8 protein-coding genes are annotated in these 12,822 nt (G+C 44.4%); all 8 read right to left on the bottom strand.

All coding sequences use genetic code 11. The features are described from left to right. Window positions 1-3: 3 nt before the first annotated feature. A complete protein-coding gene (locus tag V7R55_RS15275; protein ID WP_334060156.1) occupies window positions 4-1,050 on the bottom strand; it encodes a WD40/YVTN/BNR-like repeat-containing protein in 1,047 nt (348 codons plus the stop codon). Window positions 1,051-1,129: 79 nt separating this feature from the next. Continuing rightward, a complete protein-coding gene (locus V7R55_RS15270) occupies window positions 1,130-2,497 on the bottom strand; it encodes a DUF1329 domain-containing protein (RefSeq protein ID WP_334060155.1) in 1,368 nt (455 codons plus the stop codon). Between the two features lie 11 nt (window positions 2,498-2,508). Further along, complete coding sequence (locus tag V7R55_RS15265) at window positions 2,509-4,569, bottom strand: DUF1302 domain-containing protein (RefSeq protein WP_334060154.1); 2,061 nt, start codon at window positions 4,567-4,569, stop codon at window positions 2,509-2,511. 353 nt (window positions 4,570-4,922) lie between these two features. Next, window positions 4,923-5,165 carry a DUF2835 family protein gene (locus V7R55_RS15260; RefSeq protein WP_334060153.1) on the bottom strand — a complete coding sequence of 81 codons (243 nt, stop codon included), beginning with the start codon at window positions 5,163-5,165 and terminating at the stop codon, window positions 4,923-4,925. Next, window positions 5,152-7,761: an aminopeptidase N gene (pepN, locus tag V7R55_RS15255; protein ID WP_334060152.1), complete on the bottom strand. Its 2,610-nt coding sequence runs from the start codon at window positions 7,759-7,761 to the stop codon at window positions 5,152-5,154. Before pepN ends, V7R55_RS15260 begins: the two co-directional genes overlap by 14 nt. A 47-nt stretch (window positions 7,762-7,808) precedes the next feature. Then, window positions 7,809-9,284, bottom strand: a complete 1,476-nt coding sequence (nhaC, locus tag V7R55_RS15250; protein ID WP_334060151.1) for a Na+/H+ antiporter NhaC — start codon at window positions 9,282-9,284, stop codon at window positions 7,809-7,811. Between the two features lie 73 nt (window positions 9,285-9,357). Continuing rightward, complete coding sequence (locus tag V7R55_RS15245; protein WP_334060149.1) at window positions 9,358-10,692, bottom strand: sodium-dependent transporter; 1,335 nt, start codon at window positions 10,690-10,692, stop codon at window positions 9,358-9,360. Window positions 10,693-10,778: 86 nt separating this feature from the next. Then, on the bottom strand, window positions 10,779-12,821 hold the full coding sequence (gene prc / locus V7R55_RS15240; RefSeq protein ID WP_334060148.1) for a carboxy terminal-processing peptidase: 2,043 nt from the start codon (window positions 12,819-12,821) through the stop codon (window positions 10,779-10,781). Window position 12,822 lies beyond the last annotated feature (1 nt).

Here is a 12,822-nt window from a genome sequence, read left to right as displayed (position 1 = left end):
GCCCTATTTTAAATTCAACGTTTTAACGCCATTTGCGGTAACGGCTATACTAAGACCGTTAAATTCAGTAGCGTTTAAAATCGCGGCTTTATCTTTTATTTGTGACACGACAATGCCGTCATCAGTTTGACAATCCGATGGGTTGGCATATGGGTCACGCATGCTAGTAGGAAGCGGGCGTTGTGCGCTTACCATCATGCCGTTATTACCTAAAGCATAAACCTGAGATTCTGATTCAATCAAAATTGAATTAAGGGTGCTTGTAGAGCAGGTTTGCACGTACTCCCATTCCCCTTGATTCCTATTTACGAAAATATTCCCACGAAGTCCTACTGCAAGTACTGTATTTGCATCTAGCGGCTTAATATCGAAGAAAGAGCCGGTGTAATCGACATAATAGCGTTCCCAAGTCTCACCTTTATCGACACTTTTGGCCAAGAGTCCCGCTTCGCCGGCTAGGTAAAGCATATCACCGTCAAGAGTAACGCGGTTCAAGTGGGGTAAAATAGATTCTAGTTCTTGCTGATAAAACGCCTCGTCTTCCTTGCGAATTTCCTCAAGGTATTCTTGATCTAGTGGATCTAACAAGCTCGCGTGACGCTCTGCATTCCACGTTTTGCCGCCGTCTGTAGTGCGATAAAACAGGCCATAAGCGCCAGCGGCAATACCATGCTGCTCGTCAAAGAATAGTACATCTAAAAACGGGCGCTGAAGCTCGGGTTGATAATTCTGTATCTCCCATGTTTCGCCCTTATCTGAAGAGTGAAGAATGACAGCGTCGTGACCCACTGCCCATATTTTTTCGCCCATAACCGTAGTCGCGGTTAGCGTTGATTGAGTTGGCACCGCTTTCTGATTAAAAGTTTTACCATCTTCTGACACTAATACGTGACCGCGCTCACCGACAATAACGACAAATGAATCAGCGTTAATGTCCAAAAGAACAGATTGCTCAACCAAAGGTGCCATGAATGCTTCTTCGGCAAGTGCAGCTGTAGAGTAATTAACTGCGAATGTGGCGGCAATGCACGCTGCAATGGTTTTTTTCATAATTAACCATTCCCCCTATTTATAATTGTCTGTATACAAAAACGGCTGGCAATTGCCAACCGTTTGTTGTGTAAGGCGATTAGCGCATACCTTCTCGTCGTAACGCTTGAGGCGTGAATTCAACATCTCGAGGGCGCACGGTGAAGTCGTACATCTCTTCTTCGTTGTCTAGACCAATTGCTAGATAACGACGAGAGTTCAAGTCATAATACGCATCGAGCGTCGACCATTGTGTTGGAACTTCGTAATAATTTACACCATAAGCTACACCAACACGATACAATTCGCCACGATTATCATACATATCAGCAACTTGGATCTGCCAGCTGTCTTCATCAATAAAGAACACACGTTTTTGGTAAATGTGTCGGAAACCTTCTTTTAAGGTCGCTTCAACTACCCAAACACGGTGCTTTTCCCAACGAGTTAGATCCGGATTAACGTGGTTTGGCTTCAAAATATCTTCATATGAAGCATTGTCAGAATGTAGTGCATAGTTGTTATATGCGACGAACATTTCCTGCTTACCTACAAGCTTCCAGTCATAACGGTTAGGAGAGCCGTTAAACATGTCAAAGTCATCAGTAGTACGCAGGCCGTCAGCAGCAGTTCCCGGCGTATCATAAGCGATGTTAGGCGCTAGGCGTACACGACGCTGACCTGTGTTATATGTCCACGCTTTACGTGGTTCTTTAACCTGATCTACGGTTTCGTGAACAAGTAACGCTGTCCCTGCAAGGCGGGCTGGCTTAGTTACTTTTTGCTTAAACATAAACAAGATGTTGTCTTCTGTTAGCTTCTCTGGCGTCGTATCCTCTTCGGCATATTTGATAAGTAGCTGCTCATCAAAGCCAATTACGTTGTAATCACCACCGGTGGTAACCGCTGCTTGGCCACCGTTGCGTTGAACCGCTTCACCGCGATAACGAAGAATGTGGTTCCAAATTGCCTCAAGACCGTTTTGCGGAATTGGAAAAGGAATACCCAATGCTGCACCCTTAATTCCATTACCATCGTCGAGTAGCTCAGCGCGGGTTGCGTTCACCTTGGTCGCGTCATAGACAACCTGAGGGTTTGACGCAGAGCGACGGGTTGGATAAACCGGCATGCGGAATGTTTCTGGGTAAGCTTCGAAGAGCTTCTTTTGACCTTCAGATAAAAATTCTGCGTACTCTTTATAGTTCTGTGCTGTTATTTCGAACAGAACCTTGTCTTCTGGAAAAGGGTCTGGATGGTGGTCACCCACACTGAACCCAGCAGGTGCAGACGTAATACCGCCGGTCCATGCAGGGATACTACCATCTGCATTACCCGCTTTTTCTGCGCCCAGCGGCGTAAGTTCGTTACCTAATTTGTTTGCGTCCGCGTCAGACACTTTGGCCATAGCGCTTGCACCAGATAGAGCTAGTGACAAGGCCGCAGCAATAATTCCTACTTTTCTAATCATAAAAACCACTCTTAGATTGCGTATTTGATGTTAAATGAAATGAAGTCTCTGTCAGCTAGCGCATTAGTTGTACCAATGCCACCCCAGAATGCACTGTAAGACGCCGTTGCAGACCATTTACTTAAATAATCGAACGTGAATGAAAGTGCAGCAGACTTAACATCTTCTGTGAAAAGGAATAATGGATCCGGCGTAGTACCCTCAACGTCATGAGAGAAAGTACCGCGAACTCGAAGGTTCATGCCAGCGAATATTGAGTTGTAGTCAGCAACCGCCAATAAGCGATAGCCCCACGCATCGTCAGTTGCAAACGGGTTAGTCTCAGGGCCGTCTGAAAGACCTATATGTAGACCTTCACGAGCATTACCGTTAATTGGTTCAAGTGACGGTGTACGAGCAGTGCCCGGTGCATTTAAACGAATTACGTCTGGGTCTGGCATATCAACGACGTTTACATAACCTACTTCACCTAGAAGTACGAAGTTGTCAGAGCCAAATTTAGGGCCGAATACATGTGACGCGGTAAATTGCATTTGCCATGTATCGGAGAAAAGGAAACCTACCGCCGTTTCACCTGGACCTACAGCACGGCCAATGTTATTTAGCTGTGAGATACCTTCTAAATCAGGGCGTAGACCAGCATTAGCTAGCTGTTCAGGCATGCCCATGTAAAGCAACTCTACATCATCGATTTGAAGTGGCTCATCTACACGATAGGCAAATTCACCTGCGAATGCCGTTGTGCCAATGTTGGTGTTGAAGCTCATACCATAAAGTTTGATGTCTTCTGGGAAGAAGAACTCAGACTTTGTGAATGCGCCTAGCTCAGTTATGTTGTCACGAGTAACTTCATTAGCTGCAATAAACGCGAGGTCAGCACCAATTCCTTCTTGAGTGAAATCAGAGGTAACACCTGAAATCAATGGACGTTGGCTATGATAGTTTATGTGATAAAAACTAAACTCTGTTTCGTTAAAGTCTTCAGCAAACCACGTCAAACGAAGACCGTACTGACCCTGGTCATCTGCATCATTGCGAACTTCATCGCTAAAGCCTCGTATGGCGACTTTTGTTGGGTAAGCGAGATAAGCCTGAGATATAGCGGCAGCATCAGCACCTGAGCGCAGTAGGTCACCGTATCCGTTTAACGCTGTCAATAAATGATCAAGATCAATATCAGGGTTTCCGCTAAAGCCAAGCTGGATGTTTTGACGCTGACCGCCCTCACCCGCAAAGTCGTTACCAGCAAAGTAACTGCCTGATACCGGCAGCCAACTCTCTTGCCACTCATATTGATAATAACCAGAAATACTTACCGTATCGGTTAAGCCGAGTGAAGCGTAAACCATGCCTACCGGTAAGAAAACTTCACGAAGTTCTGCACCAGGTGCACGTGCACGTGTTACGTCAACAGGGTTTGTCGTGTTAATACCATGCTGAATGAATGTACTTTCACCCCAGCTTATCACCTGACGACCTACACGAAGCGTAAGTGGTTTGTCGCCAATCCACCAATCGCCGTAGAAAAATGCATCGTAAAGACGTACGTCTGTGCACAGTAGATCCTCTGCTTCAGGGTCTTGACACAGGTCGTATTGGTTTCCTGTTATCGGGTTAGAGTATGGGCGGTCGCCATCCATCTGCTCGAAATCATAGAACCAGAAACCACGTGCGAAAAAGCCGTAATCACCGAAGTTAATATCTAGTTCGTGTGTACCTGACACTTGCGTTGCAAATGCGTCGCCTGGATCGTGAGCAAGGTTACCAAGGTCACCGTTGGTTGAATATGCACCATCTGCTAAACCCCACACATCGCCGCTTGGGTACAAAGGGTTGAAAGCTGCGTGATAACCACTCCAGTCGAACTGAGGGTGGTTACTGTTACCAATTAGGTCGTAATCTCTTGCCTCTGTTCGGATACTTGTAGCTAATGTAAATGTAGAATCTAAAGAAATACTTACATCACCTACTTGCCAATTTGCAGCATGTGCTGGTACTGCAGCAGCACCTAACAGTGAGAGAACTCCCGCTGCTACCGGTGATATCTTAAAAGCGCTAGGCCCATTTTTCATATTTTTATACTCCCAAGTCGATGTGACTTAATACGTGACATCATGACCAACCATAACGATTAACAAAATCATTACATCATTTTGCCATAACCGCAAGAACTAATCCTACCAGTTAACAAAATTTACAACATTAGTCGTATCAAATAGTTATTGCTGTATTGTGAGTATAAAAGGCATTTATAAACTTGCAGAAAAATTGTACAAGTTTTATGCGTAATTATTTGATTTACTGCTTTGCAGTTTTTGACTGGAATAAAGTGTGCTCTATATCCCCTGTTTACGATAGAAACGATTAAGCGTAGACAACGTGCTTTTTGATAAAAAATTGACTTGGGAAAAAAATTGGAAAGGCCCTACCTGAGCCTTTCAAAGGATTTGATTTTTTTATTAGCGTCTATGACCATTCTGAAACGACCTTTAATACCGTCCGATGTGACGAATTGGCGCAGCCGATTAGTCGGTACCTGAACACTAAGGCCTGATTCACTCACCATGACCACATCTGGCATAGACGGTACATAAAGCACCTCACATTGTTGGTAAGGTGCGTTTATTGAAAAATAAAAAACAGAGTCTGTTCCGTTAATGCTTTTCATAAGCAAGACTTTTACTTACTTTTTCAAATAAATCTTTGCTCAAACCCTTGTGGTTAAGCAAGCGGCCAAGCTGCTGCTTCATATGAACTTGGTGTTCACTAGCAAAACCCTGCCACTGGGTTAACGGTGTTACTATACGAGCGGCAACTTGCGGGTTGACTGCATCCAGCTTAAGCAAATAGTCAGTTACAAACTTATAACCGCTGCCATCTGCAGCATGGAACCTTTCGCTATTATAAAACGCAAAACTACCAATTACAGAGCGAACGCGATTTGGATTGCTCATTGCAAACTGCGGGTGCTCACATAACATTGTGATGGTAGCAAATATATCTTCGCGATTTTGCGTTGCATGAAGCGCAAACCATTTGTCTAGCACAAGGGGGTCGTGATTCCACATTTGTTCAAATCGAGCCATTAAGCTATCAAAAGTGGCTGAACTGCAGTGCTGCGCGCTTCTAAGTGCCCCGAGTGTATCGGTCATGTTATCTGCATTATCAAATTGCGACACGACAAGTTCTTCGTACTGAGGTAATCGTGCTAAGTGTGCAAGTACGACATTTTTACAGCGACGTTTGTTTATCGCATCCTGCGTGTAACTGTAAGCGCCTTGTTCAATGTTATTAAACACAGCCAAAAGCTCTTGCTCTAGTGCGCGCGAAAACTGGTCAGAAAATGCCTTTCGAGCTTTTGAGAGCGCGGACACAGTGATATTGCTACGACTTTGACACAAGGTCTCAAAAGAAGGAATAACCAAACACTCCCCAAGCAATTCAAGGTTATTCTGCTCCTGAGCTATAGCCTGCTTAATACCATTCCAAATATCGTTGCTAATGGCAGACCCCGGTGATTCTTCCAATTGCTTGATACAGCGGTCATACAAGGCTTGCATAGCATCCCAGCGATTGAACGGATCTTTCGCATGTTTAAAAATGGTAAGCAATGATTCTGTATCTAGGGGGTTTTCTACTTTTGCTGGCGCTGAGAAGTTGCCTAATACAACAGGTGTCAATTCACTATCTTTAGCATCTACGGTTAAACGCAAAGAGGTATTTTTCAAGATAACCATACCGTCATCAATGAGCGAGTCATTGTCAGTATAGGTATTGCCCTCTTTATCAATTATCTCAATATTCACTGGGATATAAAGGGGAAGCTTTTCACCTTGATCTGAAGTGGCGGGCGTGTGTTGCGTCAAAGTAAAGGTATGTCTAATGGTCTCGTTGTCGCAAGCTTCTGTACTGTGCTTAACAGAAATCACAGGTGTACCAGATTGACTGTACCAGCGCGTAAACTGAGTTAAATCTAAATCAGTCGCTGACTGCATGGCTGAAATAAAGTCATCACACGTAACCGCTTGACCATCGTGCCTTCTGAAGTACTCATCCATGCCTCGTCTGAATCCATCAGGACCAAGTAAGGTGTGGAACATGCGAATAACTTCTGCGCCCTTGTCATAAACTGTTACCGTGTAGAAGTTATTCATTTCAATCACTTCTTCAGGGCGAATTGGGTGACTCATTGCGCTGGCATCTTCAGCAAACTGATGCTCTCGCATTACGCGAACATGCTTTATACGGTTACTAAGCGCTGAGGTCATATCAGCACTAAACTGTTGGTCTCTGAAAACGGTAAGCCCTTCTTTTAAGCTTAGCTGAAACCAATCGCGACAAGTAACCCGGTTGCCGGTCCAATTGTGGAAATATTCGTGTGCAATAACAGACTCTACATTAAAGAAGTCATCGTCAGTCGCGCTTTTCTGGTCGGCTAGAACAAACTTACTGTTAAAGACATTCAAGCCTTTGTTTTCCATCGCTCCCATGTTGAAGAAGTCGACTGCAACAATCATGTAAATATCTAAATCATACTCAAGCCCAAAAACATCTTCGTCCCATTTCATAGCCCGTTTTAGCGACTCTAATGCAAAAACGCCCTGGGACTTTTTGCCTTTATCGACATACAATTCTAACGCAACTTCTTTACCGCTTGTCGTTGTGTAGCTATCGGTTAGTAAATCAAAATCACCGGCAACCAACGCAAAAAGGTAACAAGGTTTAGGATGCGGGTCATGCCATTTCACAAAATGGGTGTTTTCATTGATAACCCCCTTGTCTACCGGGTTGCCATTTGCAAGCAACATTGGCACTGATTTATCTGCAACTACTGTTACCGTATAAACAGATAAGACATCTGGGCGGTCCATAAAGTAGGTAATTCGACGGAAGCCTTCAGCTTCACACTGTGTACAATACGCACCGCCTGATAAATACAAGCCTTCAAGGGCTTTGTTTTGTTCGGGCGCGATGGTGTTTGTAATCTCTAGGACAAAATCATCGAGAGTCGTCGCTATACTTAAAGATGTATCCGACACAGAATATTCGTCATCAGATAAAGTATTACCGTTAATCGCAATAGCGTTAAGCGATAAGTTATCGCCATCGAGAACTAAAGGACTATTATGATCGCCATTACGAGTGACGGATAGTTTACTGACAACCTGAGTTTGCGTAGGATGCAGCGTTATGTGTAGGTCAACTGTCGCTATCGAAAAAGCGGGCGGTTGATAATCCGCCCGGCGCTTAGCTTGAACTGACATAGATCCTCCTAAAAGAAAGCCTACGTGGGTTTATTTGAAACGTTTGGTTAAACCGACTCTTTGCTATTAACTTCAACGTGCGGTGGTGTAATACGTAAAATCTTAATACCTAAGTACGCATACACGACAGCAAGGATCGGGTTGATTACGTTAAAGAATGCATAGAATACATAATCAAATGGGTTCACCAATAAAACACTGTGCATGTAGGCACCACAGGTGTTCCAAGGAATGAGTGGTGATGTAAGTGTGCCGCCGTCTTCAAGACTGCGAGAAAGGTTAAGTTGGTCTAAACCTCGCTTTTTAAATTCCTCTTTGTACATGCGACCTGGCATGACAATAGATATATACTGATCAGCCGTTACAAGGTTAGTTCCAAAGCACGTAAGAATGGTACGACTTACCATATCACCCGCTGACTTAGCGCCAATTAATATGGCAGATACGGCGCGTTTTAGCAGACCTACACGCTCAAGTACGGCTCCAAAAGACATAGCACAAATAATGAGCCAAATTGTATTTAGCATAGATGACATGCCGCCGCGAGACAGCAAGCTATTTAGATTTTCGTCTGGCGTAGAAAAGCTTACCCCATCAAATAGCGCCGTCCACACAACTTTTAGCGCCCCAACATTTGCAGAGTCTTCGCTACTCGCCATTGAAATAACAACGTCCCACTGAAACACGACAGCCCAAATGCCGCCTAGCAAGGCGCCAATAAAAACCGCTGGGAAAGCCGGCATTTTCTTTATTGCTAAAGTAAGCAGAACAACGAGAGGAATTAGTAGATGCCAGCCCAAATCAAAAGAGTCATTAAGCAATAGCTGCATTTGCTCAATACGCTCTGCTTTAGCTTCACCTACTTCACTAAACCCAAGAACGGTGAATAAGATTAGCGCGATGACAAAGCTAGGAATAGTCGTCCAAAGCATGTAGCGGATATGCTCGAATAAATCTGTACCCGCAACCGCCGGTGCTAAATTGGTAGTTTCAGACAATGGCGAAATCTTGTCGCCAAAGTACGCACCAGACACCACGGCGCCAGCCGTAATAGCTGCTGACATTTCCATACCCGCTGATACACCCATTAACGCCACACCGACCGTTGCCGCAGTAGTCCAAGAACTACCAATACTCATAGCAACCACGGCACAAATAAGACATGCGGCAGCATAGAAAAAAGAAGGGTTGAGTAGCTCTAAACCAAAATAAATGAGTGTAGGTACAGTGCCGGCGAGCATCCATGTACCTATTAGTGAGCCTACGGCTAACAAAATTAGGCAGGCACCCAGAGACATAGAAATACCGTCAACGATCCCCTTCTCTATCGTTTTCCAGCTATACCCATTTTTCATGCCGATAATAGCAGCTAAGCCCATTGCCAAAAGTAGTGCAATTTGGTTGGGGCCATATGATGAATTATCCTTAAACAGGTAAACTGCACTTCCCATCATGACCACTAGCGCAACAATAGGAAGCATTGCATCGAGTAGTGACGGCGTCTTTATCTCTTTATTCGTCATTGTCGTTTTTAAAAACCTTTTTTATTGTATTTATAACGCGTTAAACGTGCTGCTTGCTGCAACTTTTAGTGCTTTAGAACACTGAGCGATAGAACATTAGCGCGATGATAACTGGGCAAACAAAGCGCACATACCAAGGCCAGATTTTCCAGAAAATACTGTGCTCGGCATGCTGATCGCCTTGCTTGAGTTCTTCTAGTATTGCGTCTCTACGCCATACCCAACCGGCAAAAATGCACAACGCTAGCCCAAGGAGTGGCTGGCTGTACTCTGTGGTTAGTGCGATTACAAGGCCGAACAAGGTTTCGAAATTCAAAATAATGATGCAGCTTAATAAAAAGATAATCGAAGCCATTAGCACAACTGCTTTTCTACGTTGAAGACCTTTACTTTCTACCATAAACGCAACGGGGACTTCTAACATTGAAATTGAAGACGTGACGGCAGCAATAGCCATTAATGCGAAGAAGGTAAAGGCAACGAAAAGACCGACGGTACCTATGGTGTCAAAAAGCGCGGGCAGAACTTTAAATATTAGCGTGTCACCTTGAATTAACGCGCCTTCTGGCGTAAAGATTTCAACGCCGTTATTTAAAGCAACGTACATAGCAGGAATAATTAGCATCCCAGCAATCACGGCTACACCAATGTCGACTAACGCAACAGACGCGCCTATGCTTGGTAAATTCTCATTTTTACTAAGGTAGGAACCGTAAACTAGCATAGTGCCTACACCTAACGACATCGAGAAAAACGCCTGTCCCATTGCATTGATTAAAAGCTCTGGGTCTAACACACGGGTAAAGTCAGGTACCAAATATGCTGACCATCCCTCTACTGCTCCAGGTTGAAGGCTCACATAAACAATAAGCGCAAGGATAAGGATTACCAAAGTAGGCATGAGTCGAACTGACCATTTCTCAATACCCGACTTAACACCGCCAACAACTATAAACGCGGTTAACCCCATGAATAAAAAGCAGAATATAACGTTACGCGTAACCGAAGATGTGAGCAACCATTCGCTTGTACTGTCTAAACCTACCAGACTAACTGCTGACTCGGCGAAATAAACTAACATCCATCCACCCACGATAGCGTAGAAAGCGAGGATGAGAGAAACGGTAACACAGCCCCAAATACCAGTTAACCGGCCTGCAAAGTTCCCTGATATTTTACCTAAAGCATCAACCATATTTGAACGAGAGCTACGTCCAATTATAAGTTCAGCCATAAGAACCGGATAAGCGAGTACAAACGCTAGGAGCAAATAAACAAGTACAAACGCTGCGCCGCCATTACTCGCTACTTTTGTGGGAAACCCCCAAATATTACCGAGTCCAACTGCTGAGCCTGCCGCTGCTAGCACGAACCCTATTCGAGAGGAAAATTCGCCTCTGATAGCCATGTTATTTCCCTTTATTATTGTTTTATTAGATTATTTATAGACACAAAAAAAGGGCTGGCCCTAGACCAGCCCTTTATTTTAATCGCTTAATTTCTTGTGATTGCGTAACGGCCTGTTTCAATCATATCGAAAGTGATGTTGGCTGCTTCATCCAAGAATGGATCTAATTCTTCCATATCTTCGGGTAGGTCGTCCAATGATGTGACGGTTTCCATCCCCATTCTCTGTAAACGTTCGTTAGCACGAGAAAGTGACTTTTCTTCTGCCTCTTTTTTCTCGGCTTCTCGTTCAGACTTCACTAAAGAGATGTAATCCTTGTCTTTGTTCTCTTTATACTCTTCAATATCATCGTAAATATAAGAAAACTCGGGGTTTTGAAGGATACGTTTATTGTGTTTGGCAGTTAACACGTCCAAAGCGGCGGTACCATCGGCAAACGTTGTGTAATTTGCTCGATTAATGCTGTCCCACGGTAACGCATTTTCTGCTTGGGCTTCGCCCCACTCTGACGGCTCTACAGCAGACGGGTATAGAATATCAGGAATGACGCCTTTGTGCTGAGTACTCCCGCCATCAATACGATAGAACTTCGCGATAGTAAACTGAACACTACCTAGTGGATTATCGTAAAGGTCGTAAATTTTGCCTAATCCGCGGTGCTGTTGCACTGTACCTTTACCAAAAGTTTGTTCACCAACAATGAGTGCGCGGTTATAGTCCTGCATGGCTGCTGCGAAAATTTCTGACGCAGATGCACTGTAGCGGTCCACTAATACTGTCAGCGGACCATCGTAGGCGACTTCACCATCCGTATCACGGTTTACGCTTACTTTACTTTGACCATATCGAATTTGAACAACCGGCCCTTTCTCTATAAACAAACCGGTTAATAATGTAGCTTCAGTAAGCGAACCACCGCCGTTGCCACGTAAATCAACGATTACGCCTTTTACGTTTTGTGCTTTCAAGCTCTCGATTTCTTTTGCAACATCCATACTGAGGTTGTTGTAAAAGCTTGGAATCGTGATAACACCTAACGGCTCACCAGCGTGTGGACCGGTTTCAGGAACATATACTTCAGATTTTGCTGCGCGATCCTCAAGCTTTATTTTATCGCGAGTTAAACTAACCACGGAAGTTGTCTTTGAATCACTCGCGCCTTTCTCAACCTGTAGGCGAACAGTACTTCCTTTCGGGCCTTTAATTAACTCAACCACTTCGTCTAATCGCCAGCCAATGACATCCACAAATTCTTCATCGTCTTGCGCTACGCCGACAATTTTATCTTCAGGCTTAATTGCGCCTGACTCATCGGCTGGACCACCTGGCACAACGCTTTTGATAACCGTGTAATCATCTTCGCTTTGTAGCACCGCGCCTATACCTTCAAATGACAAGTTCATGTCCATTTGGAAACGTTCTGCATTTCGCGGTGATAAATAACTGGTGTGCGCCTCAATGGTGCGAGCAAATGCATTCATTGCCGTTTGAAAAACGTCTTCGCTCTTTGCCTGCTTGGTACGTTTAATTGCTCGTGTATATCGTTTGGTAAGAAGCTCTTTCGCCTCTTCCCAAGTTTTATCCGCAAGCATAAGATTCAACGCATCGTACTTTACACGTTGACGCCAAACTTCATCAAGCTCCGCTTTGCTAGCAGGCCAATCAGCGTCCTCTCTATCGTAAAAGAACTTATCGCCTTCCTTTTCGAAGTCGAACGGGCCCTTTTCCAGCAGTGATAACGCAAACTCATAGCGTTCAATTCGTCGTTTTGCGCTCACATTGTACATATCGTAGGCAACAGAAAGATTGCCTTTACTCAGCGCATCGTCGAACAGGGTACGGTATTTTTCGAAACCTACCACGTCAGATAACAATAATACTTGTTTATTGTGATCGAGTGAGTCGATAAAGCGCTGATAAACTCTGGCTGAGAGTACGTCATCCAACGAAATTTCCTTGTAGTGCGCCCTGGTAAAAAGTGCGCTTACTCGCTTTGCGGCAACACTGTGTTGAGATTCCTGTTGTAAAATTGGAAGCTCGTCTACATCGGGTGTTGACGTAACAGCGCCTGCTCCTACCCCTACGGTAAGAAAAGCACTAGCAATGGAAATTCGAAGGATGTCTCTCATA

The organism is Alteromonas sp. S005 (assembly GCF_036864475.1).
Taxonomy (GTDB): Bacteria; Pseudomonadota; Gammaproteobacteria; order Enterobacterales; family Alteromonadaceae; genus Alteromonas.
This window is presented reverse-complemented; position numbering and strand designations above follow the sequence as displayed.

Coding starts and splice junctions, on each gene's coding strand:
- V7R55_RS15275 (WP_334060156.1), bottom strand. CDS start 1,050: ATGAAAAAAACCATTGCAGCGTGCATTGCCGCCACATTCGCAGTTAAT.
- V7R55_RS15270 (WP_334060155.1), bottom strand. CDS start 2,497: ATGATTAGAAAAGTAGGAATTATTGCTGCGGCCTTGTCACTAGCTCTA.
- V7R55_RS15265 (WP_334060154.1), bottom strand. CDS start 4,569: ATGAAAAATGGGCCTAGCGCTTTTAAGATATCACCGGTAGCAGCGGGA.
- V7R55_RS15260 (WP_334060153.1), bottom strand. CDS start 5,165: ATGAAAAGCATTAACGGAACAGACTCTGTTTTTTATTTTTCAATAAAC.
- pepN (WP_334060152.1), bottom strand. CDS start 7,761: ATGTCAGTTCAAGCTAAGCGCCGGGCGGATTATCAACCGCCCGCTTTT.
- nhaC (WP_334060151.1), bottom strand. CDS start 9,284: ATGACGAATAAAGAGATAAAGACGCCGTCACTACTCGATGCAATGCTT.
- V7R55_RS15245 (WP_334060149.1), bottom strand. CDS start 10,692: ATGGCTATCAGAGGCGAATTTTCCTCTCGAATAGGGTTCGTGCTAGCA.
- prc (WP_334060148.1), bottom strand. CDS start 12,821: ATGAGAGACATCCTTCGAATTTCCATTGCTAGTGCTTTTCTTACCGTA.